Origin of the sequence: Microcoleus sp. S13_C3 (assembly GCF_036700905.1) — a bacterium.
In the GTDB taxonomy this organism is placed as follows: Bacteria; Cyanobacteriota; Cyanobacteriia; order Cyanobacteriales; family Microcoleaceae; genus Microcoleus.
The window spans coordinates 1-25,894 of sequence record NZ_JAUBPT010000036.1; the positions used below are offsets into that span (position 1 = coordinate 1).

The 25,894-nt window shown below is 44.0% G+C and carries 19 protein-coding genes and 1 tRNA gene; 10 read left to right on the forward strand and 10 right to left on the reverse strand.

Annotation, left to right across the window (positions count from 1 at the left end; all coding sequences use genetic code 11):
• Window positions 1-192 precede the first annotated feature (192 nt).
• The 4 genes from QUA16_RS12435 (at window position 193) to QUA16_RS12450 (ending at window position 3,680) form a co-directional block, all read left to right on the forward strand.
• A complete protein-coding gene (locus QUA16_RS12435; protein WP_333103711.1) occupies window positions 193-684 on the forward strand; it encodes an EAL domain-containing protein in 492 nt (163 codons plus the stop codon).
• A 254-nt stretch (window positions 685-938) separates the two neighbouring features.
• On the forward strand, window positions 939-1,826 hold the full coding sequence (locus QUA16_RS12440; protein WP_333181151.1) for an alpha/beta hydrolase: 888 nt from the start codon (window positions 939-941) through the stop codon (window positions 1,824-1,826).
• Between the two features lie 14 nt (window positions 1,827-1,840).
• Entirely contained in the window at window positions 1,841-3,448 is a 1,608-nt protein-coding gene (locus tag QUA16_RS12445; RefSeq protein WP_333181152.1) for a diguanylate cyclase domain-containing protein, read from the forward strand.
• Window positions 3,449-3,515: 67 nt separating this feature from the next.
• Window positions 3,516-3,680, forward strand: a complete 165-nt coding sequence (locus tag QUA16_RS12450; protein ID WP_333103709.1) for a hypothetical protein — start codon at window positions 3,516-3,518, stop codon at window positions 3,678-3,680.
• A 66-nt stretch (window positions 3,681-3,746) separates the two neighbouring features.
• Here the strand turns inward: QUA16_RS12450 and QUA16_RS12455 are convergent.
• A tRNA-Arg gene (locus tag QUA16_RS12455) sits at window positions 3,747-3,819 on the reverse strand.
• An 86-nt stretch (window positions 3,820-3,905) separates the two neighbouring features.
• Between QUA16_RS12455 and QUA16_RS12460 the strand changes: the two genes are divergently transcribed.
• The 5 genes from QUA16_RS12460 (at window position 3,906) to QUA16_RS12480 (ending at window position 11,608) form a co-directional block, all read left to right on the forward strand.
• Window positions 3,906-4,100: a hypothetical protein gene (locus QUA16_RS12460; protein ID WP_333103708.1), complete on the forward strand. Its 195-nt coding sequence runs from the start codon at window positions 3,906-3,908 to the stop codon at window positions 4,098-4,100.
• A gap of 87 nt (window positions 4,101-4,187) precedes the next feature.
• Complete coding sequence (locus tag QUA16_RS12465; RefSeq protein WP_333103707.1) at window positions 4,188-7,055, forward strand: response regulator; 2,868 nt, start codon at window positions 4,188-4,190, stop codon at window positions 7,053-7,055.
• On the forward strand, window positions 7,048-8,484 hold the full coding sequence (locus QUA16_RS12470) for a response regulator (protein WP_333103706.1): 1,437 nt from the start codon (window positions 7,048-7,050) through the stop codon (window positions 8,482-8,484). The genes QUA16_RS12465 and QUA16_RS12470 overlap by 8 nt, the downstream gene beginning before the upstream one ends.
• A 125-nt stretch (window positions 8,485-8,609) precedes the next feature.
• Complete coding sequence (locus tag QUA16_RS12475; protein ID WP_333103705.1) at window positions 8,610-9,005, forward strand: response regulator; 396 nt, start codon at window positions 8,610-8,612, stop codon at window positions 9,003-9,005.
• Window positions 9,002-11,608 carry a PAS domain S-box protein gene (locus tag QUA16_RS12480; protein ID WP_333103704.1) on the forward strand — a complete coding sequence of 869 codons (2,607 nt, stop codon included), beginning with the start codon at window positions 9,002-9,004 and terminating at the stop codon, window positions 11,606-11,608. The genes QUA16_RS12475 and QUA16_RS12480 overlap by 4 nt, the downstream gene beginning before the upstream one ends.
• Window positions 11,609-11,838: 230 nt before the next feature.
• Here the strand turns inward: QUA16_RS12480 and QUA16_RS12485 are convergent, their stop codons facing one another.
• From QUA16_RS12485 to QUA16_RS12515, 7 genes are all read right to left on the reverse strand, one after another.
• Window positions 11,839-12,927 carry a response regulator gene (locus tag QUA16_RS12485; RefSeq protein ID WP_333103703.1) on the reverse strand — a complete coding sequence of 363 codons (1,089 nt, stop codon included), beginning with the start codon at window positions 12,925-12,927 and terminating at the stop codon, window positions 11,839-11,841.
• Window positions 12,928-13,051: 124 nt separating this feature from the next.
• Entirely contained in the window at window positions 13,052-14,554 is a 1,503-nt protein-coding gene (locus QUA16_RS12490; protein WP_333103702.1) for an ATP-binding protein, read from the reverse strand.
• Window positions 14,555-14,724: 170 nt separating this feature from the next.
• Window positions 14,725-14,952 carry a hypothetical protein gene (locus tag QUA16_RS12495; RefSeq protein ID WP_333103701.1) on the reverse strand — a complete coding sequence of 76 codons (228 nt, stop codon included), beginning with the start codon at window positions 14,950-14,952 and terminating at the stop codon, window positions 14,725-14,727.
• A 444-nt stretch (window positions 14,953-15,396) separates the two neighbouring features.
• Entirely contained in the window at window positions 15,397-15,843 is a 447-nt protein-coding gene (locus QUA16_RS12500) for a response regulator (RefSeq protein ID WP_333103700.1), read from the reverse strand.
• 49 nt (window positions 15,844-15,892) lie between these two features.
• Window positions 15,893-18,691, reverse strand: coding sequence for a PAS domain S-box protein (locus QUA16_RS12505; RefSeq protein ID WP_333103699.1), 2,799 nt, complete (start codon window positions 18,689-18,691; stop codon window positions 15,893-15,895).
• A gap of 834 nt (window positions 18,692-19,525) precedes the next feature.
• Window positions 19,526-21,541 (reverse strand): transketolase, encoded by a 2,016-nt coding sequence (gene tkt / locus QUA16_RS12510; RefSeq protein WP_333103698.1) that lies wholly within the window; start codon window positions 21,539-21,541, stop codon window positions 19,526-19,528.
• A gap of 160 nt (window positions 21,542-21,701) precedes the next feature.
• On the reverse strand, window positions 21,702-21,893 hold the full coding sequence (locus QUA16_RS12515; RefSeq protein WP_333103697.1) for a hypothetical protein: 192 nt from the start codon (window positions 21,891-21,893) through the stop codon (window positions 21,702-21,704).
• A gap of 230 nt (window positions 21,894-22,123) precedes the next feature.
• Between QUA16_RS12515 and lysS the strand changes: the two genes are divergently transcribed.
• Window positions 22,124-23,677 carry a lysine--tRNA ligase gene (gene lysS / locus QUA16_RS12520; RefSeq protein WP_333103696.1) on the forward strand — a complete coding sequence of 518 codons (1,554 nt, stop codon included), beginning with the start codon at window positions 22,124-22,126 and terminating at the stop codon, window positions 23,675-23,677.
• Window positions 23,678-24,411: 734 nt separating this feature from the next.
• Here lysS and QUA16_RS12525 read toward each other — a convergent pair.
• Both QUA16_RS12525 and QUA16_RS12530 read right to left on the reverse strand, forming a co-directional pair.
• Window positions 24,412-25,011 (reverse strand): TerD family protein, encoded by a 600-nt coding sequence (locus QUA16_RS12525; protein ID WP_333103695.1) that lies wholly within the window; start codon window positions 25,009-25,011, stop codon window positions 24,412-24,414.
• A 177-nt stretch (window positions 25,012-25,188) separates the two neighbouring features.
• Window positions 25,189-25,761, reverse strand: coding sequence for a TerD family protein (locus QUA16_RS12530; protein WP_333103694.1), 573 nt, complete (start codon window positions 25,759-25,761; stop codon window positions 25,189-25,191).
• Window positions 25,762-25,894: the final 133 nt, after the last annotated feature.

Genomic DNA, 25,894 nt, shown 5'->3' on the forward strand with positions numbered 1-25,894 from the left:
CCGCCCGTCCAAAAAGGACGGGCGGGACGCCCATCCCACAATAACAATTAAAATTGTAAGTTATTTAATTCACGATCCTTAATTGCTGAAATATGAACTTTTATTCCCTATCGAGCCCAATACCTATAGTTTTTACACAGCAACAATACCTTCGCCCGAATCCAATACCCTGGCGATCGCCTTGAATTGTGCTTGGAAAGCCAATACTTGCTGTACGATCAACCTCCGCTCGATTTGCAAACAGGTAGCCTTGCTCGTGTTAAAGTTCTAGTAGGAGGGCATTCTCCTGAACTAGCTTGGGTTCATGGCCCTGGATGTATTCCCATCGCCAAAAAAACTGGATTGATTTGGCCACTGGGCAAATGGGTTTTAGAGCAAACTTGCTGGCAATATCAGCAGTGGCTAGCAGCCCGACTAATTCTTCCTAATATCGCGGTGAATCTGTCGGCACGTCAACTCAGCCAACCGACTTTAATCGCTAAGAGCGATCGCATCCTCGATCGCACCGATATGAAGCCGAAATATCTAGGGCTAGAGATTACCGAAAAGGCAATGATGCTTAATGTTGACATTACCTACAATCTTTTGAGCCAATTATCGAAGCGTGGTATGGGGATTTATGTCGAGGATTTTGGGACTGGCTATGCTGCTTTTAACAACCTGAAAAATTTTCCGGTGAAGTAGCTCAAAATTGCTCGCTCATTTGTCCGCGATTTAGCCAGCGCTCCGAGCGATCGCGGACTTGCCAAAGCCCTAGTTGCAATCCCAGATGGCTTAAATCTGAGGATAATTGCCGAAGGAATGGAAACCCCAGCAAAATGGGAATAGTTACAAGCGATCGCCTAGGAAATCGGGGAGCGTTAGATGTTGAGGAAGCCTGCCATTGCTGAGGTTGCCATTCAATTAATCCCGCATCCTGAATTGTTGTCTACCACTATGTGGGCTCAGCAATCCTCCCTCATGAAAGCGCGCAAAAGTCTTATAATCAATTTAATGCTCATGTTGCTCAAATGACTAAAAATTTTTTCTTACGGAATAATATAAAAGTGTTTGGACAAGGCACCCAGACGATGATGTTTGCTCATGGATTTGGGTGCGATCAAAATATGTGGCGTTTCGTAACACCGGCCTTCGAGAAGGACTACAAAATCATCCTATTTGATTATGTAGGTTCGGGAAAGTCTGATATTAGTGCCTACAGTCCTGAACGGTACAGCCACATCAATGGCTATGTTCAGGATCTCCTCGATATCTGTGAAGAATTGGCCTTGACGGATGTGATTTTTGTCGGTCATTCTGTCAGCAGTATGATCGGCCTTCTGTCCTCAATTCAAGCTCCTAATTACTTTAACCGCCTGATTTTCGTAGGGCCTTCACCCTGCTACATAAATGATTTACCAAATTATTGCGGAGGGTTTGATCGCAAAGATATTGAGGATCTCCTCGATATCATGGAGAAAAATTACATTGGTTGGGCAAGCTTTCTGGCGCCAATGGTGATGCAGAATGAGGATCGTCCTGAGTTAAGTGAGGAACTTGAGGCAAGTTTTTGTTCCACAGATCCGGTGATTGCAAGTCGCTTTGCCGAGGTGACTTTTTACTCTGACAACCGCACTGATTTACCGAAGGCCTCAGTACCTTCACTGATATTGCAATGCGCTGATGACGTGATTGCTCCCACCGAGGTAGGGCATTACCTCCACAACCACCTACCTAAAAGTACGCTACGGCTGATGAAAGCTACGGGACATTGCCCGCACATGAGTCATCCACAAGAGACGATCGAGATGATTAAGGAGTATTTGAGTGTACCTCATACTACCTGATTTGTATGGCAAACATGACCTACCAGATAGACGAGCTACTAAACACGTCACCCTGCGGATTCCTCTCGTTTGCTGACGATGGTACGATCCTAATGGTCAACGCCACATTACTGCAATTACTTGGATACGAAACCGATGAACTGCGGGAACGGAAAATGGATTCCATTCTGCCAATAGCCAGCCGGATTTTTTTTCAAACCCATTTCTTCCCCCTGTTAAAGCTCGACGGTAAAGTAGAGGAAATTTACTTCTCATTAAGGTCAAAGCAGGGTAATGATATACCCATGCTGATCAACGCTGTGCGTCGGAATCAGGGAGGAAACTTCATCAACAATTGCATCTTGATCTGTATCCGCCAGCGGATCCTATACGAAGGTGAAATTATTAAAGCCAAAAAAGCAGCAGAGGCAGCTATTCTCGCCCAAAAGCAAGCGGAAATCGCTCTGCGGAAACAGTACGACAAGGCTATATTACTTCAAGAAATTACTCAACACATCCGTCAATCTCTTGATTTGTCTACAATTTTTGAGATTGCTTCGCAGGAGATTCGCCTGTTTCTTGATGCCGAGCGCGTCGGCATATTTAAGTTCGATCCTGACAGTAATTTTGGATATGGTGAGTTGGTTTCAGAATCCGTAGGCGAAGGATGTAAATTGGTAAGCAAAAATCAATTTAACGACCCGTGTGGTGGTGAACAATATCCTGATTCATATCAAGAAGGGAGAATGCAGGTAGTTGAAGATATCAATAAGATTGACCTTCAACACTGTTACCGTGCTCTTTGGAAACAATTTCCGGTTCGGGCTAATTTAGTTGCGCCGTTGCTCAATGGACAAGATTTGTGGGGGTTGTTATGTATTCATCAATGTTCTGCTCCTCGGCAATGGGAAGAATTTGAAGTTGACCTTGTTAAACAGATTGCTAGTCAGTTAGCGATCGCCATTAAACAAGCGGATATTTTTCAGAAGTTGCAGAAGGAATTGGCAGAAAGGCAGCAGGCCCAAGCGCGCATGAGAGAAATCAATCAACAACTGGCACTCTCTAACGAAGAACTAGCCCGCGCTACTCATCTCTTAGAACAAGTGGTAAATATTGATGGGTTGACTCAAATTGCTAATCGCCGCTGTTTTAATGACCGCTTAGAGCAGGAATGGCAGCGGCTATACCGGGAACAAAAACCTATTTCTCTTTTGTTGTTTGATGTGGATTATTTCAAACGCTATAATGATTGCTACGGTCATCAAATGGGGGATAGTTGTCTGTTCAAACTTGCTCAGACGGTGCAAGAGGTGGTGTACCGTCCGGCGGATTTAGTGGCGCGTTACGGCGGGGAAGAATTTGCCATCATTTTGCCGAATACTGATATTGAAGGAGCGAGTTCGGTGGCCCAACGGATTCACGCTGCTATTCAAGCTTTACATATTCCTCACAAAACCTCTGATGTGAGCGATGTAGTTACTATTAGTATGGGTATCGCCAACTTGATTCCGATTTCGGAACTATCATCGGTTGACTTGATTGCGATCGCCGATCGTTCACTCTACCGTGCCAAGCAACAGGGGCGCAATCAGTCCGCAACCTGCGACTACAGCGGCGATTCGATTTTTGACACTGACGCTTAAATCACATTGACACCGAGGACAAAAATTTGTCCCCGGTCTCTCAAAATCAGTCATTCTATAAATTTAAATGAGCACGGAGCGATTGGAAAACTCCGCTCCGACCGTCGCAGAATTTCCAGAGCCAGCCGACCTGCTCAACCAGTTGAAAGCGCGACGCAAAAAGTCCGGCGCAAACTTGGCAGATATGGAGGTGGTTTTGGAGATACTTGGAACAGATGGGAGCGAAATTTGAGCGGAAAATAGGACTATCGGTAATACAATTAACCTGAAACCCTTACTCCACAAAAGACATAGAAAGTGAGCACGGAGGGATTTGAACCCCCGACCCTCAGGACCGGAACCTGATGCTCTATCCACTGAGCTACGTGCCCTCGACTTTTTAGAGTATAACACGTGTTGCGGAAAATGGCGAGTGCCGATCGCAAATTTCCTGGCCGGCCTCCAAACCGCTTGACCCATGCGGATTAAACTCGCCCGTGCGATCGAATATCAGGCAGTTCTCGCAGCCAGAGACTGCAACTTTTACCTAAATGGTAACAATAATACGACAATGGGTAAAATAATAGCCTTTAATCGAGCAAACATTAGGTTCACATTCGATCGGGGTCGATCGCCTACCACAGCTAAAATAGCCCGCATCAATTTCCCCTAGCTAAGCGGCAGTAAATAAATGGTGCTGCAGTTAAGACAGGTTGTGCAAATACGGCTCTAGACTAAGTTCACCAAACCCCTCAATCTTATGGTTTCTAAAATTTTAGACAAATTACCGCTGCGAACTGTTCTCATAGTTCCATTTATACTGCAAATAGTGGGATGCGTGGGACTCGTAGGATATCTGTCTTTTAGAAACGGGCAAAAAGCAGTTAATAACCTTGCCACTCAGTTAATGAGCGAGGTGAGTTTGCGTGTCGAGCAAAACCTCCAAGTTTACCTGACAACTCCCCATCAAATCAATCAAACCAAGCTGGATGCTGTCAAACTCGGCTTGTTAAAGATGGAAAACTTATCAGCTTGGGAAAAATATCTTTGGCGGCAAGTACAATTATATCCATATATCAATTTTACCTCCGTTGGAAACAATGATGGAGATTATAGAGCCGGTGAACAAATGTCTAACGGCTCCCGAATGATGAATGTGATAGAAAAATCTACTGGGTTAAATTTTTATTCTTACAATACGAACGAGCGAGGCGATCGCACTACAGTTGCCACCGTTGTCAAAAACTTTGATAATAGGCAAAATACTGCGTATAAAAGTGCCGTAAAACTCGGCAAACCTACTTGGAGTTCGGTTTATGTTTCCTTGCTAGAGCCGACCTTAATTATCAGCGCTATCCAACCCGTATACAGCGACAAAAATCAGCTAAAAGGGGTCTTATTTGCTGCTTTGCGTCTCGACCATCTTGGGAGATTTCTCAACAGTTTAAAAGTGGGCAAATCCGGTCAAATATTTATTATAGATCGCCAGGGTACTCTGTTGGCAACTTCCACAACAGAAAAACCGTTTCGCACTAAAGGTAAGGAAAGACAATTGTTTAAAGTGGAAGAAAGCAGGAACCATTTTACTCAAGCTACCGTTAAATATTTGACTGCAAAGTTTAAAAAATTATACCAAATTAAAAAAAGCGAGTTATTGAGCTTTGAAATAGATGACAAGCGACAATTTTTAAAAGTCTTGCCGTTTCAAGACGGCAAAGGTTTAGACTGGCTGATTGTCGTAGTTGTTCCCGAAGCAGATTTCACCAAAGAAATTGATGCCAATACCCGCACAGCGATTTCGCTGTGTTTCGCAGCTTTAGGAGTAGCTGTGGCGATTGGCATTCTGACTTCTCAGTGGGTGACAAATCCTATTTTGAGCTTAAATATAGCAGCCAAAAATATTGCTAAAGGTGAATGGGACAAAACAGTAGAAAGCGAACGTTCTGACGAATTGGGGGAATTAGCCAAATCATTTAACAGCATGGCTCAACAACTGCAACAATCTTTTGAAACTTTAGAACAGCGAGTGCAAGAGCGGACGGCAGAATTGGCTGTAGCGAAAGACAAAGCGGAAGTAGCGAACCAAGCTAAAAGCACTTTTCTTGCTAATATGAGCCACGAATTGCGATCGCCTCTCAATGCAATTCTCGGCTTTTCCCAACTGATGACTCGCAGCCAAACTCTCTCCCCAGAAGATCAAGAAAATATTAGCATAATTAGCAGCAGCGGAGAACACCTGCTCACCCTGATTAATAACGTACTCGATTTATCTAAAATTGAATCGGGGCGCACCACCCTAAATCCCAAAAAATTAGACCTTTATCGCCTGCTAAACGACTTGGAAGATATGTTTCAAATCAAAGCAGATGACAAGCACCTGCAGTTAGTTTTTGAGCGCAGTCCCGAAGTGCCGCAATACGTAGAAACGGACGATTTAAAATTGCGGCAAATCTTAATTAATCTGCTCAATAACTCTCTTAAATTTACCGATGAAGGCAGTGTAGCGGTAAGAGTTAGCAAGCAGTCACTAGGCAGAAATCAGCAGGCAGAAGGGGGATTTTTTTATGGATTGGAAGTATCGAATGATACTGAAATTTCCGCGATAAATGGTATCAAAATATCTCTATTCAGTGCGTCGAACAACCAGATCATTGCAACCAAAAATGACGATTCAGCTTCTACCTCTTCCTTCTTTCTTCATTTTGAAGTCGAGGATACTGGACCCGGTATTGCTACCAATGAATTAGACGATCTTTTTGAACCCTTCGTGCAAACCAAGACAGGCAAAGATTCGCAAGAAGGTACCGGCTTGGGATTGCCCATCAGTCGCAAATTTGTAGAATTAATGGGCGGCGAAATGAGCGTCTGTTCTGCTGTGGGTAAGGGAACTAATTTTAAGTTTGACATTCAAGTTATTGCGGTCGAGGCGACTGATATTGAAAGCCCAAAACCGAGCAGGAATGTTATTGCCCTGGTTCCCAACCAACAGACATATCGAATTTTGATAGTAGACGATAAACCGCTCAACCGCCAACTGTTAATTAAAATCCTCTCTCCTCTGGGTTTTGAACTCAAAGAAGCTACTAACGGTCAAGAAGCTATTGAGATTTGCGATAGTTGGGAACCGCATCTCATTTGGATGGACATGAGAATGCCTGTGATGGACGGCTACGAAGCTACGCAATACATTAAAGGTACTATTAAAGGTCAATCTACACCTATTATTGCGCTGACAGCGAGCGTTTTGGAGGAAGAACGGGCAGTTATTTTATCGGCGGGCTGCGATGCTTTTATGAGGAAGCCTTTCCGGGAAGCCGATATTTTTGATGCTATGCACAAACATATCGGAGTGCGCTATATTTATGAAGATGCGGATCAAACGGATTTATCGGCAATCAAAGAGGGCGATCGCGCTATGAGTGCGACTGATTTCGTAAACTTGCCTGATTCACTGGTAGCTGATTTAAAGCTAGCTATACTGAATGCAGATATGGAGTTAATTAATACTTTGATAGAGCAAATTCGATTAAAGGATGCAGTAACGGCTGGTGCGATCGCCAATTGTATAGAAAATTTTGAGTACGACAAAGTTTTAAATTTAATTTCTGAAGCAATATCACATGAATAACGACATTTCTAGCACCGCTCGCGGTAATATTTTAGTAGTTGACGACACCCCAGCTAATTTGCGGCTGCTAGCCGGAATTTTGAATAGCAAAGGTTATAAAGTGCGCCCGGTACCTAGCGGCGACTTAGCGCTTTCGGCGGCAAAAGGTATGCCTCCAGATTTGATTTTGCTGGATATTATGATGCCCGAAATGAATGGATATGAAGTTTGCCAAAATCTCAAAGCTGATGAACGAACTTGCGACATCCCGGTGATTTTTATTAGCGCGATTAATGACGTACTTGATAAGGTCAAAGCCTTTGCAGTGGGCGGGGTAGATTATATTACCAAGCCCTTTCAGGTGGAAGAGGTTCTAGTTAGGGTAGAAACCCATTTAGCAATGTGCCAGTTGCGAAAAAAACTCCAACAAAAAAACAATGAACTTACAGTTACTTTAGACCAACTGCAAGCTACTCAGAATCAATTAGTGCAATCAGAAAAAATGGCGGCATTAGGGCAACTAATTGCCGGCATTGCTCACGAAATTAATACGCCGTTGGGGGCAATTCGGTCGTCTATTGGAAATATTACCAGCTTTTTGGATAACAATCTCGAAAGTTTGCCAGTTTTTTTTAAAGAACTGTCAGCCGAACGCCAGCACGATTTCTTGCGCTTGATGTACAGTTCTAGTCAACAAAATTACTCTTTATCTACGCGAGAGAAACGGGTATTGAAAAAAGGCGTGAAGCAGGAACTAGAGTCGGAAGGCATTGACAATGCGGACAGCATTGCTAGCATTTTAATCAATATCGGATTGCAAGGAAATCTGCAAGAATTCTTGTCGTTGCTCAAAGATCCTGACAGCGAAAATATTATAAAAACAGCCTACGATTTTGCTAGCATTCACAGAAGCGCCCGAACCATCGCTACCGCTACTGAACGCGCTGCAAAAGTCGTCTTTGCTCTAAAAAATTATGCGCGTTACGATGTAAATGGGGAAAAAATACAAGTGAATATTACGGACGGAATTGAAACTGTATTAACTCTTTATCAAAACCACATCAAGCAGGGTGTGGAAGTCATCAGAAACTATCAAGATCAATTGCCTGTGGTACTGTGTTATCCCGACGAACTCAATCAAGTTTGGACAAATTTAATTCACAATGCCTTACAAGCGATGGACAATCAAGGAACTTTAACAATTGACGCGGTACAACAAGATACCAGCGTGTTGGTCAAAATTATTGACAGCGGTAAGGGAATTCAACCAGAGATTATTCGGAAAATTTTTGAGCCGTTTTTTACTACCAAACCTGCGGGAGAAGGCAGCGGGTTGGGATTGGATATTGTGAAAAAAATAATTGAAAAACATCAGGGTAAAATTGATGTGGAGTCGAGGCCAGGTAAAACAGCATTTACCGTGTCTTTGCCGATTAATTTAACTGAGTAGGTAAAGCGCCGCAGAGCGAAGTCTGGGGCGAAAATTTGCAGTCTAGCCACGCAGAATGTAGAATTTGAAAAACGGTGTGCAGCCCATGAGGGTTAACCCTGCCACACTAAATAAGGAAACTAGCGATGTCTAAATCAGCAATTTTGTGTGTGGACGATGAAGTAGGGGTGTTGGAAAGTCTGGAAATTGAACTGCAACAGGCATTTAACGGTAAATATCTTTGCGAATTTGCTGAAAGTGCTGCCGAAGCCCTGGAAATTATTGAAGAGCTATGTGAAGCTGATGTTAAGATTTTAGTAATTGTCTCTGATTGGTTGATGCCCGGAATGAAAGGAGATGAGTTGCTGATTAAAATTCATCAAAAATATCCGCAAATTGTGAAAGTAATGCTGACAGGACAAGCAGACAAAGAAGCAATCGAACGCACAAAAGCTCAAGCAAATCTTCATGCTTTTATAGAAAAACCTTGGCAAAATCAAGAATTAATTGAAGCAATTAAGTCTGGTCTAGCAAATTTATGAAAAAACCAGTCATTATTTGTGTCGATGATGAGCAGACTATACTTGATAGTCTGGAAATAGACCTGCTAAAAGCCTTTGAAGATAAATATTTAATTGAAACGGCCCAAAGTGGCGAAGAAGCTTTAGAGTTGCTGTCAGAACTTTTAGCAGAACAGTATGAAGTTCCTTTGGTGATTTCGGATCATATCATGCCTAGTATGAAAGGAGACGAACTATTAAGCAGAGTTCATGCTATCTCGCCTAACTGTCTCAAGATTATGCTGACGGGGCAGGCAGATGTGGATGCGGTAGCCAATGCTATTAACTATGCTAAATTGTACCGATATATACCTAAACCTTGGCAATGTGATGACTTAAAATTAACTGTCACTGAGGCCATATATAGATATTTTCAAGATAAACAATTAGCTGAAAAACAAAGAGAACTTCAGGAAATGAATCAGGAGTTGGTAAAATTAAACCGCAAGCAGGCGATGCTAATTGCCAAACTCCATGAAAACGAAAGTCGCTTGACACAATATTTAGAAGCTATGCCATTGGGCGTATGTGTACTTGATGCAAACGGGCAATCTTTCTACGCTAACCAGAAAGCGCGGGATGTATTTGGCAAAGGCACTGTGCCGCATATTAATTCAGAGCAAAAAGCAGCAATTTATCAATTCTATAAAGCCGGGACTAATCAGAGATGCCCCGTGGAAGAATTGCCAATTATGCGGGCCCTTCGGGGCGAAAATGTGCGGACTGAGGGTGTAGAAATTCGTACAGCTAATAAGATTATTCCTGTAGAGAGTTGGGCAACTCCAATTTATGATTCTACAGGCGACATTTCCTATGCGATTATTGCTTTTAGTGACATAAGTGAACGCAAGGAAGCTGAAGAGGCGCTAATTCAAGCTGAAGAGAAGTATCGCGGGATATTTGAAAATGCTCTAGAAGGTATTTTTCAGACGACGCCGGACGGACATTTTCTCAGTGCAAATCCTGCTCTGGCGGAAATTTACGGCTACGATTCTGCGTCAGAATTGATAGAAAGTATTAATGATATTCAGCAGCAATTGTACGTGGAACCGAACCGCCGTCAAGAGTTTCTGGCGCTGATGAAACAGCACGGTACTCTGTGTGAGTTTGAGTCTCAGGTTTACTGTCGAGATGGCAGCATTATCTGGATTTCTGAGTATGCGCGCACCGTTTATGATGCTAACGGTGAAGTGCTTTACTATCAGGGTTTTGCTAAGGATATTAGTTTGCAAAGAGAGGTGGAAGTGGAACGAATCAGGTTTACTAATGATTTAGAAAAAGCTTTGGATGCCCAAGAAAAGTTAAATGAGGCACTGTCAGAAAACGAAAGCCGATTGACTCAATTCCTGGAAGCGATGCCGGTGGGAATATTTGTTGTGGAGGGTAATGGTAAACCTTTTTACATGAATTCTTGGGGCGAAAGAATACTAGCCGAAGGTTTAATTTTTGATGGGGGTACTGAGCAATTTCCTGAAGCTTATCATTTTTACGACGCTGGAACTAATCAATTGTATCCGAGGGATAGCCAACCGATTGTTCGGGCGTTGCGGGGAGAATTTGTGCGTATGGACGATATAGAAATTCGTGGGTCAGATCGGATTGTGCCGATCGAGGTTTGGGCGACTCCAATCTACGACGAACGGAAAAACATCGTTTACGCCATCGCCGCTTTTCAAGACATCACGGAACGTCTAGAGGTAGAAACCGAGCGCCGCCAATTCACAGACGAGTTGCAAAAAGCTTTAGCTGCAGAAGAAAAATTAACAGATGCTTACGGGCGGTTTGTACCGCACGAATTTCTCCACTTTCTGGGATATGAAAGTATTCTGGAAGTCAAATTAGGCGATCAGGTGCAGAAAGAAATGTCGGTGCTATTTTCAGATATCCGCGATTTCACTTCTCTTTCGGAAAGGATGAGTCCCGAAGAGAATTTTCAATTTATTAATGGTTATTTGTCGCGGATGGAACCGGCAATTACTGACAATTTTGGTTTTATTGATAAATACATTGGCGATGCGATTATGGCGCTGTTTAATGGCAGTGCGGACGATGCTGTGAAAGCTGGAATTGCAATGCTAGAAGAGCTTAACGAGTATAATATTATTCGTAATCAGGTCGATCGCCCGCCGCTGCAAATTGGCATAGGAATCAATACGGGTTCTTTGATGTTAGGCACGGTGGGCGGTCAAAGTCGCATGGACAGCACGGTGATTAGCGATGCGGTAAACTTAGCCTCCCGCGTGGAAAGTTTGACGAAAGAGTATGGAGTTTCGATGTTAATTACTCACAATACTTTTATAAAGTTGAACGATATTTATGATTTGAGGTTGATCGATCGCGTAACAGTTAAAGGCAAATCGCGAATGGTAACACTTTATGAAGTATTTGCGGCCGATCCGCCAGAGTTACGACAGAAAAAGTTAGAGACCAAGACAATCTTTGAGCAAGCTTTGGTACTCTACAATAGTGACAAGTGTGGCGAAGCTATAAGATTGTTTTCGACATGCTTGGAAATCAACCCTAATGATAAGGTAGCTCAAATTTATATGGAGCGGTGTCTGAAAGGAGCGATCGCTCCTGCATAATACCATTTTATATGATGTCCGATCGATTGACCATAATATCCCGGCCGGGCGGGTTTTTGAGATTGTCAATTATTGGCAGATATTGTGGTGAACCCGCCCCTACCTGATGAATGGTAATCGACCGGACATGATATTAGAGTTTAGATGTGAGAATTGGCAATGATTTATTCCATAAGGGTTGGGAGTTGGCCTACAGTTGTATTCTTTTTGGAAACTGGAATAATCATTGTTTAGACAGGCAGGGAAACGCAAACTATGGTTTCTTGCTGTGGCAAACTTTCTATTTTAAATTCCCCTCCGTGCAATTCTACAAGGCGTTGAACAATAGCCAATCCCAATCCCAAACCTGCTTGTTGGTAAAGTTTGCGATCGAACTGCCTGTAAGCTTCTAGCTGTGCAATCTGATCGGTAGTCAGGCCGCGGCCTTGGTCTTTCACAGAGAGAATAAAAGTCTGATTTTCGACGAAAGTGCTTAATAAAACAGGCGTTCCTTCTAAAGAAAATTTGAAGGCATTGTCCAATAATTCTTCAACAATTTTTGCGAGTCTGACAGAATCAATAGCTACCGATGAATCTTGCAAGTTTAATTGTAAATCGTCTGTTCTATTCGCGTGTTTTGCTTGCTGCCGCGCTTTTTGACTCAGCAAAGATTTTACGCAGCTAAATTCGCTGTTTCGCATCTCCTTTAGCAGTTCTGGATTTGTGGCTGCTATCTCCAGTTCTGCATACAGCAAAAAGTTCTGAATCAGCCGATACAAGCGATGACCGGAAGTGTGAATTTGACCGATCATATCTAAGATATCTGATTCCTCTAATACCTGATACTCTGACAGAATTAGCTCAGAAAAACCCAGAATGGCATTCAAAGGAGTCCGCAATTCGTGGGGGAGCGACATACTAATATTAGTGCGTAATTCGTCTAGCGTCTTTTGAGATTGTCGGCTAATTGTTTTTTGTTTCTCAAGTCGAATCGCAATGGCTTTTAGCAGTTCTTGTGGCGTACACGGCTTAGTAATGTAATCGTCAGCTCCCAGTTCCATGCCCGTGCGAACGTCAACTTTATCGGCTTTGGCTGTGAGGAAAATAAACGGAATTGTGGCAGTCAATGGTTCGGATCGCAAAGCTTTGATGACGCCGTGACCGTCTACTTCCGGCATCATCATGTCGCACAAAATTAAATCAGGGATTTGTTCGATCGCCAATTTGATGCCGACTTTGCCATTAATCGCTCCTATTCCTTCAAAATTCTCGGCTTCCAGCAACTCTAAAATATTCTCTCTAATCGCTTCTTCGTCTTCTATTACCAAAATCTTAGCCACGGTGATAGCTCCTTTTTGTTAGTAGTCTGTTGGAAAAATCTGGGTTCAGACACTTGATAAGTTTGTTGGTTAGGCGCTTAATTAATCGTTAAATCCCGAATATGTATAGTTGATAATTCAGTTGTTATTGACTGGGAGGGCAAATTAGAGGCAAGGTAATAGTGAAAGTTGTGCCTTTTCCTTCTTGGCTGTCGATCGAGAGTTGGCCACCGTGAAGTTCCACAGCTCTCTTCACAATTGCTAAACCGAGACCTGTTCCCGAAATAGTGCCGACATTTGGAGATCGGTAAAAAGTTTCTAATATCCGCTCTCGATCGGCCTGGGGAATGCCGATGCCCTGGTCTTGAACTTGGAAAACAGCTTCTTTGTTTTGACAGTTGAGGTGCAAGGAAACTGTACTGCCGACGGGGGAATATTTGATGGCATTTGAGATGACATTTCCCAAGATTTGCTGCAGCAGTTTTTCATCCATTTGAGCCTCGCAGTTGCCGCCTTCATATTGAAAGGCGATCGGGTGTTGGTTGCTGTCGTTGAGCTGCTGCTCTTCTACCAGTTGACGGCAAAATTTTTCAAGGTTTAAGGAAACCGGTTGAAACTGCAAGGTATTGGCTTCGATTTTGCCAATTACGAGGATATCTTCTAATAACTCTGTCATGCGTTTAATTGCTAATTGAATCCGCACAAAATGAGTAGATTTTTTATCTTGGGACCACTGAGAACTGTAATCTTGCAGCAATCCGGCGGAAAATTGGATGGTTGTCAAAGGTGTGCGGAACTCGTGGGAAACCATTGTGACAAATTTAGCTCGCAGTTCTGAAAGTTCCTTTTCTCGTGCGAGGGCTTTGAGAATTTCCGCTTCGGCTCGTTTGCGATCGCTAATGTCACGGGCTTCCGCAATCAGCAGCAAAACTTGTCCTGTTTCATTTTTAACAGGTTTCAGTGAGAAATCAACTGTCATAATTTGGCCACTTTTGCCTAACAAGTCGATTTCGCTGCGGAAAAACTCGCCGCGACTTGCTTTGCCGATCGCGCATTGCAATTGTTCGGAAACCTGTGGCGACTGGGCCCAAATCGCCATTTCCCAAATCGGGCGGCCCACAATACCCTGGGATCGCACTCCGGCAAAATCGAGGGCTGTCTCGTTCACTTCCAGCACAATTCCTTCGGGAGTCAGCAGCTTAGTTAGCTGAAACGACGAGTCAAAAATCGCCCGAAAGCGGCGCTCGCTTTCCCGCAGCATTTGAAATGTTTGAGATCGTTCGATCGCGTAGCGGATCGTCCGCACTAATAATTGAGTAGTAATGTGACCTTTAACAATATAGTCTTGAGCTCCCAAGCGAACTGATTCTAGGGCGATAGCCTCATCGTCCAAGCCTGTCATTACCACCATTGCCGTATCCGGGGCAACTTCACGTAGGCGAGTTAGGGTTTCCAAACCGCGGCTGTCCGGCAAAGAAAGGTCGAGCAAAACTACATCAAAGGATTGTTTACACAGTTGTGCGATCGCCTCATGCAGGAACTCAACAGACGCCAGTTCCCACTCGACGCCGACAGATACTTCTAACAGTTCTGCAAGCAAATCAGCATCAGCAGGATTGTCTTCTACTAACAGAATCTTAATCCACATAGCTTAGACGTTTTTGACTGTAAAAATTTTACTCTACCAATCTTAGGTTAAACTTTTTCGCTTTCCCTTACCATTTTCAACTTGAAAATTATTATTTGGGAACTGTCACCACCAGCCACCAATCCTCAATCCATCTCAACAGCTTAGCGACTTGACTAAAATCGATAGGCTTAGTGATGTAGCACCGGGAGCATCTCATATTTGTAAAAATACTTCTTCTGGCTCCTTCCTTCTTGTGGCTCCTTCCTTCTTCCTCTTTCCTTCTGCCTCCTGCCTCCTGCCTCCTGCCTCAAAACTCCAATTTCTAGCTTGGCCGCAAAGGTGAGATGCTCCCTGTAGCACCGGGCTGACAGGGCATCAAACTTGAGCATCTCTTCATCGGCTGCTGAGGTTGTCATAATTACCACCGGAATCATTTTTCACTTGAGTGATGAATTGATTTCTATCAATATTTCTCACCGTTTTTTTGAGACAAAATTAAGTCAAACAGAATTAAATCGGGGCGGAAACGCGAACAGGCAAGCTTTCTTTATTCACTACATTTATTGCTAATATAGCCATCCTCAATCATTTGTGTAATTCTTGTAGGGGCAGCCCCCCCCTAGTTGCCCCCATGAGGCAGGGGTAGGCACGGGGAGTAGGGGTAGCACTACCCCTACATCTTTTTACGACTCCTGCAAGGATTGCTATACCATATTTTATACTTTTATGCAAATTGTTAAAAATTTCTTGGTCGCCAGCTTTTATAAACCCCATGCTGCCTCGCTGAGCAAATCATCTACCAGCAGAATTTCCATAGGTTAAAAATTTTTAGAGCACTCATAAGGAAAGCATCTGTTCGTTTAATTTAGAGGAAGTTTAACGACGGCCAGCCAGAATTCCTCAATTAAGCTGACTACTTTAGTAAATTCAACGAAGTCTACCGGTTTTGTTATGTAACAGTTAGCGTGGAGCGAGTATGACTTAAAAATATCTTCTGGCGCTGCTGAAGTGCTGAGAATTACTACAGGAATTAATTTTAATTTGGGGTCGGTTTTAATTTCTTCTAGCACTTCAATACCGCTTTTTTTCGGCAGATGCAAATCTAGCAAAATCAAATCGGGACGAGGTACCCTGAGATAAGGTTCTTTTCGGCGCAAAAACTTGATTGCTTCGACTCCATCCTCCACAAAATGCAAGTTATTTAATATTTTACCCTGACTGAGGACTTCTCTTGCCAAATCCGCATCGCTGGGAGAATCCTCAATCAGCAGAATCTCTATAGGTCTAACAGTGCTTCGCTCGCTCATAACCGGCGTATCCTTTAAAGTATAAAAACAAAATTGCATTTTAGAGGCTTCAGGTACTAATTATAGGAATAGTGAAGTAAAAAGTCGCTCCTTTTCCCTCTTGAGATTCCACCCAGATGCGACCGCCGTGGCGTTCAACAATGCGTTTGCACATCGCCAAACCTATGCCAGTACCGGAATATTGGCGGCGGGAGTGCAGGCGCGCAAAAATGATAAAAATGCGATCGGCATACTGCGGATCGATGCCAATGCCGTTATCGCGGACACTGAACACCCATTCGCTCTCTTGCCTGCGGGCAGCGATATGAATCAACGGGACATCTTGGCGACAAAATTTGATGCTGTTGGCGAGCAAATTTTGGAATAATTGCACCAGTTGAAATTCATCCGCCATCACGGTTGGCATCGCGTCGCAGGTGATGACAGCTTTTGTTTCGGCGATCGCAATTTGCAAATTGCAGATAGTTTGCTTAACCACAGCGTTGCAGTCCGCCTCCTCAAACTCCTGACCCCTCGTTCCCAGGCGCGAATACGCCAACAAATCGTTAATTAACTGCTGCATTCGCGTGGCGCCATCGACAATATAATTAATATACTTATCTGCGCGATCGTCCAAATTTCCTTGATAGCGCTGGGCAAGCAATTGAGTGTAACTGGTAACGGCTCGGAGCGGTTCTTGCAAATCGTGGGAAGCCACATAAGCAAATTGTTCTAATTCCTCGTTGGAACGCTTCAAATCTTCTGTAAGTTGCAGCAGTTGCTGCTCTGCTTCTTTGCGGCTTGTAATGTTGTAAACCAAGGCGCAACAAGACAGCAGATTACCCTGGGAGTCCATGACTGGACTGGTAGACATATCAGTCCAAATATCTTTGCCATCCTTGCTTTTGAATTTAAATTCGTGTTGTTCACTAATACCTTGTTTGCGCCGCTCGACATTTTCAATAGCTTGTGCTTTGTCCCGTTCGTCCATGAAATCAAAAAGCGGCCGCCCGAACATTTCTAATTCACTATAACCTAGCATTCGCGCCATTGCGTGGTTTACGTAAGTCGTGAGACCATTTCTGTCAATTACCCAAATACCTTCTTCTGCTAATTCAACTATTTGCCTGTACTTGAATTCGCTTTCCTGCAAAGCAGTTTCAGTTAGTTTCCGCTCAGTGATATCTTTCATAAAACAGTGGTGACCGTTAAATATCCCTTGTGCGTCGCAAGCTTTTACCATCGTTAATTGCTTATAAAAAAACGAGCTATTTTTTCGGACTCCTCTAGCTTCAACTTCTACTTTGCCAGAAATTAGCATTTCCTGATAAGCTGAGAGCATCATCTCAACATCGTCCGGATGTACGGTGAGCTGCCATTCCATGCCAAGCATTTGTTCCGGTTCGTAACCGCATTTATGAGCGTAAGCTCGGTTAACATTCACGTAGCGCCCCTCAATATCCAGCCGCGAAATGCCTTCCACCGCATTTTGCATAGCACTGGTGAGGTCCCGCAGCTCTTTTTCAGCTTGTTTGCGATCGCTAATATCCTGACCGATACCCAAAAAACCGTTAATATTTCCGTTACTATCAAATAAGGCAGTCACCGAAAGCAGTACCGGAAACCGCGAACCATCTTTGCGAATGTAAGTCCATTCATTTTCGTCAGCGATTTTCCGGCGCGGCAAGGCAACAAAGGCTTCAAATCCCGGCTCTATTTTCACTCCCAATTCTTGAGAAAGAACTTCAGCTCTTTTAGCGATCTCCAGAGGATCGTGAATTATTTCTATCGTGACTTTTCCGACCACTTCTTCTAGCGAATAACCTAAAAGTTGCTCTGCAGCCCGATTAAATGTTTTAATTGTACCGTCGGGGTCTGTAGAAATAATTGTGTAGTTAGCGCTATTAAGAATTGCATTTTGCAGTTGCGTCAATTCCAACAAAGTGAGCGCAATTTTTTCGCGGTAAGCTATTTCTTTTTGCAATTTGTGGTTAGAAATTTCGATTTGAGCAGTGCGCTCAGCAACTCGATGCTCCAGAGTTTCATTGAGCCGTCGTTTTTCCTCTTCTACCTGCTTGCGTTCTGTAATATCAGTAATAGTACCAACATAACTTTTTATCTCCCCATTTTCTCCGATTTGACCGACAATTTGACCGAGTATCCAACTGATTTTAGTGTTATTAATGTCTAGAAAGCGGTACTCAGATTTAAACGGCAATTTCTGCTGCACGGCGCTATACCATTGAGTAAAAACCCGATCGCGGTCGTCTGGATGAATGCCTTGCAACCACCCTTTGCCCAAAGCTTCATCACAGGTAATTCCCGAAATTTGACACCAGCGCTCGTTGACATACAAGCAGTCTCCTCCAGCATCTGCATAAAATATTCCTACCGGCGAAGCTTCAGTTAAAGTTTGATAGCGAGCTTCCGTTTCTCGGCGTTCAATTATTTCTTTTTGCAGTATTGAATCGATCATCCCTAATTGAGTTGGACTCAGGAGAGTTAATGCTTGGGGAACGAAAGGAATTAATGCAAAAGCGGTGTAACCAGAAATCGTGGCGGTAATAATTTTTAGAATGCCAGAAACCCAATAAACAGGATGCCAAAGCGTCCAAACTTCCATTATATGAGTAGTGCCGCAGGAGATAATAAAGGCTGCAAACAGCCAAAAGATATTGCGAAAGGGCAAGTCTTTTCGCTGACCGATAAAATAATAAATTAACGACAGGGGTATTGAATAGTAGGCCAGGGCAATTATAGAGTCTGACACTATGTGGAGCGCGACTAGCTCTCGCTGCCAAAGGTAACAGTAGCCTTGAGGAATATAATTCCCGGTGAATAACAACTGATTTAAAAAATTCCACATCATAAACGGAATGGGAAATGGGGAAGGAGTAATTTAACGCAATAACTTATAACTTATCTTAACTCTCTAAAATATACTGTTCTGGAGGCACGGGGGGCTAAAAACCCGGTTTCTTCATAAATGCCTCGTTGCCAAACCGAATATTGTTGTAGAAACGGGTTTTTCTTCGGTAAGTCTTAACTACCAGCCGGGAAGTCCCTCGGTATATTTAGAGGGGATTAATCTGAGCGCAGCGCGAAGTACCCCGAATAAATTACTCTTTGGGATGAAAGGCTCGTCGGGTGTAGGTACGGAAACCGACAATTATTCTTTTATACCCCTTGATGCTCTGGAAATACTCTGATACTATATTAGCAAGTGGGGGTGGAACTACCTCACTATAAAAAGCCTTTGAAAAAAAGGAAAAAGAAGCCTCCGGTCTAACTGTACTCTGTTGACCGTCAGGTTTGTTCACTATAGCAATTCTCAATGATTCGCGAGCTGTAGCGAGCTCTAGGTTAGGTATAACTCATATGTTGCACCATTCTCAATCCTTTTATGGACAGGCAAGATGCCTGTTCCACAAGAGATGAATTTTCTTGTGGAACAGGCATCTTGCCTGTTCCTGACAATGGTGCAAGATGTGAGGTATGACCAAGTGAAACCCTAGATGCCGATTTGAGATTTTAGATTTTAGCTTTTCCTTTCTTCTTCCTTATCTTCTAAATAACTAAAGCCTTCTTCCATCAATCCGTTACATCTGTTACATCCGTTACAGAATCCGTTGCCGAACTTCCTTCTGCTATAAAAAATGGGGCGAGCCCGAAGCCCGCCCCATCAAGAATTATGCTGCTGCTATTAGCCCAACAGCGCCTGAGCCTTAGCTACCACATTATCAACGGTGTAGCCAAACTTTTCTAAAGCAACAGGGCCCGGTGCAGAAGCGCCAAATCTGTCGATGCTGATGCTATCGCCTTCGGAGCCCAAATAACGTCCCCAGCCGAAGCTAACAGCCGCTTCAACTGCCAACCGCTTGGTAACAGCTTTCGGCAGTACAGATTCACGGTAAGCGGCATCTTGTAAGTCGAACAATTCCCAGCAAGGCATCGAAACTACGCGCACTTTATTACCTGCGGCGCGCAATTTTTCAGCGGCATCAACGCAGAGGTAGGTTTCGCCGCCGGTGCCGATTAAAATGATGTCGGGAGTGCCGCCGTCGTCGGACAAAATGTAAGCGCCTTTGGCTGTCCCTTCGATCGAACTTCCGGCCAAGTTAGGCAAGTTTTGGCGCGACAAAGCCATTAAAGTTGGGCGAGTGCGGCTTTCAACTGCCACTTTGTAAGCGCCGGATGTTTCATTACCATCCGCAGGGCGCATTACCAACAAATCGGGAATTACGCGCAGAGAAGCGATGGTTTCCACGGGTTGGTGAGTGGGGCCGTCTTCCCCCAAGGCTACGGAGTCGTGAGTCATTACATAAATAACTCCAGCTTCCGAGAGTGCAGAGAGGCGAATTGCTCCCCGCATATAGTCAGCAAATACCAAGAAAGTAGCGCAGTAAGGAATTAAACCGCCGTGCAGTACCATACCGTTGGCGATCGCACCCATGCCGTGTTCCCGCACACCAAACCGCAGGTTACGTCCTTCGTACTGACCTTTTTGGAAGTCTTTTTCACCCTTAAGCAAAGTCATGTTAGAAGATGCCAAGTCAGCGGAACCGCCGATCAATTCAGGTAGAACACCTGCCAAAGCATTCAAACATTTTCCAGAATGATTCCGAGTCGAATCTGCCTTATCTTCCGGCTTGTATGTCGGCAAAACTTTATCCCAACCTTCAGGAAGTTTGCCGGCAACCGTGCGCTCATATTCGGCTGCTTCTGCAGGATATGCTGCTTTATAAGCATCAAAAGCTTTCTGCCATTCTTGCTCAGATTGAGCACCGCGATCGACTGCTTTGCGGAAGTGTGACAAAGCATCATCAGGAATCTCAAACGGTGCGTGTTCCCACTTCAAGAAATCGCGAGTTGCTTTCACTTCATCGGTACCCAAAGCAGCACCGTGAGAACTGTAAGAATTGCGCTTGTTAGGAGAACCGTAACCAATAACTGTGCGGACTTTAATCATGGACGGTTTGTCCGTGACTTTTTTGGCTTCTTCAATAGCTTTGTGAACTGCTTCTAGGTTAGTATCTTCGTCTAGAGCGGTATTGTCTACTGTAATAACGTGCCAATTGTAAGCTTCAAAACGCTTGCCCACATCTTCAGTAAAGGCCAAGCTGGTGTCGCCTTCAATAGAAATGTGATTGTCATCGTACAAGGCAATTAATTTGCCGAGTCCGAGGTGTCCGGCCAAAGAACAAGCTTCGCCAGAAATGCCTTCCATGTGGCAGCCGTCACCCATGATGACATAGGTGTAGTGGTCAACAATTTTATGGTCGGGCTTGTTAAACTTAGCAGCGAGGTGAGCTTCTGCCATTGCCAAACCGACAGCGTTAGCAATTCCTTGTCCCAGGGGGCCGGTGGTAACTTCTACGCCTTCGGTGACGAAGTTTTCGGGGTGTCCGGGGGTTTTGGATTCCCACTGACGAAATTGCTTGATGTCGTCGAGGGTGACGCTATCGTAGCCAGTCAAGTACATGAGGGCGTACTGTAGCATACAGCCGTGGCCGGCGGAGAGGACGAAGCGATCGCGATTAAACCACTTGGGGTTTTTGGGGTTAAACCGCATGAACCGATCCCACAGCACAAAAGCCATAGGGGCAGCGCCCATCGGCAGTCCCGGGTGTCCTGATTTTGCTTTTTCTACCGCATCGATGGCCAAAAAGCGGATAGAGTTGATGCAGAGTTCTTCGAGTGATTGCGTTGCAACAGCCATAATTCTGGTTTTTATATGTAAGAGAGAGAGTGTGTGGTCGATTCTGACAGAGGTGCGATGAGCCGAGTTCGATCGGCGATCGTCTTTGCTGTTCAGTTTCGATGGAACTGCCGTGAGGCTGCACTACATATCATCTCACCTGTTGCGATCGACAGACAACTTAATTTTTTAATGTTTCGGTCGCTTTGTGCAGTCGATCGCAATAGTTGTCTGTTGACTGTTGACTGTTGACTGTTGACTGTTGACTGTTGTCTGTTGACTGTTGACTGTTGACTGTTGGGGAGAGGGAGTAGGAGGGATGGAGAGGATAGAAGACTTCCGTCAGGATTAAAACCTTACTGACCTTCCGCATCTGTCGATCGCCAGTGTGTCTAGATTATCTGACAAATTGGTCTATGTTGACCAGTTATGATAGAGTTTGGTGTTTCTGACATTTTGCAGCTCGATCGCGAACAGGCAAGATGCCTGTTCCACAAAGAGTGAATTTTCTTGTAGGGCGTTGCTTTGAGCAACGCTCGATCGCCCGATCGCCAGAATAGTGCAAGATGTCAGATATTTGTAATTTTAATCAGGCAATAACTAATGACTCTCAGTGAAGCCGAAGTCCGCAGTCAAAAAGTAGACGAACTGCGATCGCAAGGCATAGAACCGTATCCCAGTGAATCCTACGCGCGATCGCACACAGCCAAGCTTGTTCGCGAAATATTTAGTCAGCCGGGAAAAGAACTCGCAAACGGAGAAAGTGACCCCGAAGAAATTCCCCTGCGATTAGCCGGCCGCATCACTTCCAAGCGAGACAGCGGCAAAATTGGTTTCATCGATTTAAAAGACGCCACAGACAAAATTCAACTCAAAATCGAGAAAGCAATCGTCACCGGCGAAGTCGGTTTGAGCTTTGAACAAATTAAAAAATTGCTCGATGTCGGCGATTTTGTCGGCGTCGAAGGTATCGGCTGCCGCACCCCCAGGGGAGAACTTTCTATTTTAGTGAGGGAATTAAAGCTTTTATCAAAAGCTACCATTCAATTTCCCGATTCTTATTATGGAATTAACGACCCCGAAGTTTGCCGCCGTCACCGCGAAATGGATTTGGCAAGCAACCAAGATGCGCTCAACCGTTTTATGCTGCGAAGCCGCATCGTTCAAAGCATCCGTTCCTATCTCTGGAAAGCCAATTTCTACGAAATAGAAACCCCGACACTGCAAGCTATTTACGGCGGTGCTGCTGCTAAGCCCTTCATCACTCACCACAATGCTTTAGAGGTAGATTTGTATTTGCGAGTGGCTCCAGAATTGTTCTTAAAAAGAGCTATTTGCGGCGGTTTCGAGCGAGTATTTGAACTAGGGAAAGCATTTAGAAATGAGGGCATTGATAGCACCCACAATCCTGAGTTTACCTCTTTAGAAGTTTACCAAGCTTATGCTGATGTTTTCGACATTTTAGGAGTTGTCGAAGATGTGATTTGTTTCGCGGCAGCGGCTGTATTTGGGGATGTCAAAGAAATTGAAAATCAGGGGGAAACGATTAGTTTAGAACGCAAGTTCGACTACAGCGAAAAATATCCCGGTTTCAGCGGCAAACACTGGCAAGTGAAAACGATGGTAGAAGCTGTCAGAGACGAGTTTGGGCTGGATTTTGACAGTTTGGACTTAGAAAGTGCGATCGCATCTGCAACCAAGCTAGAATTGCACCTGTCTAAGTTAGAACAACAGAGTTTAGGCTACGTGCTGTATGCAGTTTTTGACAAATTAGTTGTTCCTAAACTAATTCAACCTACATTCATCATCGACTACCCTGTTGAAGTCAGCCCCTTAGCAAAAGGACATCGCAGCAAGCCCGGATTTGTAGAACGTTTCGAGCTCTTTATCAACGGTACAGAATACTCGAACGGCTTCTCAGAATTGAACGATCCGAAGGAGCAAAGAAAGCGGTTTGAGGAACAGTTGGCGCAGAAAAATGCCGGCGATGACGAAGCGCATCCAATGGACGAAGACTTTATTCAAGCGCTATCTTTGGGAATGCCTAATTGTGCGGGAATGGGTATCGGCGTAGACAGATTGGTGATGCTTTTAACTAATACTCAAAGCATCCGCGATGCGGTGATGTTCCCGACAATGCGGCCGGTCAAAGATTGATTCGTAATTTTTTGTAGGGGCGGGTTCACCAATAACATTTAATTCCCACAAACAATCTATATAAACCCGCCCCACCACCACAGATAACCTACATCAACTTTGATTTGGATCAAATACGGAAAATGTGCATTGTGATTTACTTTTGGGTGGGGGCGGGTTTATTTATATCGTCAATTATTGACAGGTATTTTGGGTGAACCCGCCCCTACAATTATGCGGAAAATGTGCATTTTGATGGCTGGTTGGGTGGGGGCGGGTTTATATAGATTGTCAATTATTGGCTAATTTTGTTGGTGAACCCGCCCCTACAATTCAACGGAAAATGTGCATTTTGATGGCTGGTTGGGTGGGGGCGGGTTTATATAGATTGTCAATTATTGGCTAATTTTGTTGGTGAACCCGCCCCTACAATTCAACGGAAAATGTGCATTTTGATGGCTGGTTGGGTGGGGGCGGGTTTATATAGATTGTCAATTATTGGCTAATTTTGTTGGTGAACCCGCCCCTACAATTCAACGGAAAATGTGCATTTTGATGGCTGGTTGGGTGGGGGCGGGTTTATATAGATTGTCAATTATTGGCAATTATTGTTGGTGAACCCGCCCCTACAATTATGCGGAAAATGTGCATTTTGATTTACGGTTGGGTGGGGGCGGGTTTATTTATATCGTCAATTATTGGCAATTATTGTTGGTGAACCCGCCCCTACAAGCCTGAATTTAACAGATTTGATATCACCGCATAAATGAACCGACAACACCGTTCATATCCTCAGCCAAAGGATTTCCCAAAGCCTTAAATTTCCACTCGCCGCCTTCTCGATAAACTTCTCCCATCAACATATTTAATTTTCCTTCATAAGATGGGTCATTTGACAAGCGATAGCGAGCTATTTCTTTCCCGGCGGCATCTACAGCTCTTACGAAAGCATTTTCTACCAGGCCAAAATGCTGTTTTCTCTCTTTGCCATCGTAAATATTTACTCCCAAAATAATTTTGTGATATTGTGCTGGCAAAGAACTCAGTTTCACCACTATTTGTTCGTCGTCTCCCTCTCCCTCCCCCGTGAGATTGTCGCCTGAGTGAACAACTGTTTTGTCCTTTGACTCCAAATGAGAGTAATAAATTACATCCTCTTTGTAGTTCTTTATTTTGCCATTTTCTCCCAGCAGCATAGCGTAGGAATCTAAGTCAAAATTTGCACCGCTGCTTCGCCCGAAAAGACCTTTTTTAGCTTGTGCAACATCCCAGCCCAAACCCATTGTCAGTTTGGACAAGTCGTATTCGCTTTTGCTGAGAACTATTGATTGTCCTTTTGTTAAGTTGATCGCCATAGTTTTGAGATTTTGTAAGGTTTATGGTGGAGATGTTTTAGAAAGATTAAATCTTTCGCCCTTCTTTAATTGAATTCCCATCTGGTTTGTCACCTCATGAGTCTGGCTTAAAATCGAGGGAAACATTCCTGCTTCCGAATTTCCCCTCGATTTATTTAGCTAGGAGCGATCTACCTTTTATGAGGCATACTTATCTACAAAGCTTTGCAACCCGGAATTGTAGCCTTGTCCGACGGCTTGGAACCTCCACTCGCCGTCTTTCTTGTAAAGTCTGCCAAATTCGATCGCAGTCTCTCTAGAAAAATCTTCGTCCAAATCGTACTTAGTGACTTCTATGTTAGTCGTCGTATCGTAAATTCTGATAAAAGCATTCCGAATTTGACCGAAGTTTTGCCTTCTCGATTCTGCTTCGTCGATTGTTACCACAAACACAATTTCTTGCACCGCCGGATCGACTTTGGTTAAATCAACAGTCACTGTTTCATCATCGCCAACTCCTTCTCCGGTTCTGCTATCTCCTAGATGTATTACAGAAGTGTCTGGCGATTCTTTGTTGTTGTAAAAAACAAAGTATTTGTCGCTGGGGATTTTCCCATTTGCACCTAACATAAATACGGAAGCATCTAAGTCAAACACTGCGCCGGTATCGGTAGCATTGGTATCCCATCCCAAACCGATCCCGGCATTTTTCAGCGCCGGTGCTTCTTTAGAGAGATTGATTCTCCCGCCTTTTTCCAAATTGATAGACATTCGCCCTCCTATTCACAACATCACTAGCGTTACTACTAGCAATTATATCAAGTGTTATAGTAAGTTGACAATTTGCTTTTGGTACTCATCTATCGATTTTAGATTTTAGATTTTAGATTTTAGATTGGATAAT

Bases quoted from the DNA above. Each gene is read 5' to 3' on its own strand.
- QUA16_RS12445 (WP_333181152.1), top strand. From the start codon at position 1,841: ATGACCTACCAGATAGACGAGCTACTAAACACGTCACCCTGCGGATTC.
- QUA16_RS12450 (WP_333103709.1), top strand. From the start codon at position 3,516: ATGAGCACGGAGCGATTGGAAAACTCCGCTCCGACCGTCGCAGAATTT.
- QUA16_RS12460 (WP_333103708.1), top strand. From the start codon at position 3,906: ATGCGGATTAAACTCGCCCGTGCGATCGAATATCAGGCAGTTCTCGCA.
- QUA16_RS12465 (WP_333103707.1), top strand. From the start codon at position 4,188: ATGGTTTCTAAAATTTTAGACAAATTACCGCTGCGAACTGTTCTCATA.
- QUA16_RS12470 (WP_333103706.1), top strand. From the start codon at position 7,048: ATGAATAACGACATTTCTAGCACCGCTCGCGGTAATATTTTAGTAGTT.
- QUA16_RS12475 (WP_333103705.1), top strand. From the start codon at position 8,610: ATGTCTAAATCAGCAATTTTGTGTGTGGACGATGAAGTAGGGGTGTTG.
- QUA16_RS12480 (WP_333103704.1), top strand. From the start codon at position 9,002: ATGAAAAAACCAGTCATTATTTGTGTCGATGATGAGCAGACTATACTT.
- QUA16_RS12490 (WP_333103702.1), bottom strand. From the start codon at position 14,554: ATGTGGATTAAGATTCTGTTAGTAGAAGACAATCCTGCTGATGCTGAT.
- QUA16_RS12495 (WP_333103701.1), bottom strand. From the start codon at position 14,952: ATGACAACCTCAGCAGCCGATGAAGAGATGCTCAAGTTTGATGCCCTG.
- QUA16_RS12500 (WP_333103700.1), bottom strand. From the start codon at position 15,843: ATGAGCGAGCGAAGCACTGTTAGACCTATAGAGATTCTGCTGATTGAG.
- QUA16_RS12505 (WP_333103699.1), bottom strand. From the start codon at position 18,691: ATGATGTGGAATTTTTTAAATCAGTTGTTATTCACCGGGAATTATATT.
- tkt (WP_333103698.1), bottom strand. From the start codon at position 21,541: ATGGCTGTTGCAACGCAATCACTCGAAGAACTCTGCATCAACTCTATC.
- QUA16_RS12515 (WP_333103697.1), bottom strand. From the start codon at position 21,893: ATGCGGAAGGTCAGTAAGGTTTTAATCCTGACGGAAGTCTTCTATCCT.
- lysS (WP_333103696.1), top strand. From the start codon at position 22,124: ATGACTCTCAGTGAAGCCGAAGTCCGCAGTCAAAAAGTAGACGAACTG.
- QUA16_RS12525 (WP_333103695.1), bottom strand. From the start codon at position 25,011: ATGGCGATCAACTTAACAAAAGGACAATCAATAGTTCTCAGCAAAAGC.
- QUA16_RS12530 (WP_333103694.1), bottom strand. From the start codon at position 25,761: ATGTCTATCAATTTGGAAAAAGGCGGGAGAATCAATCTCTCTAAAGAA.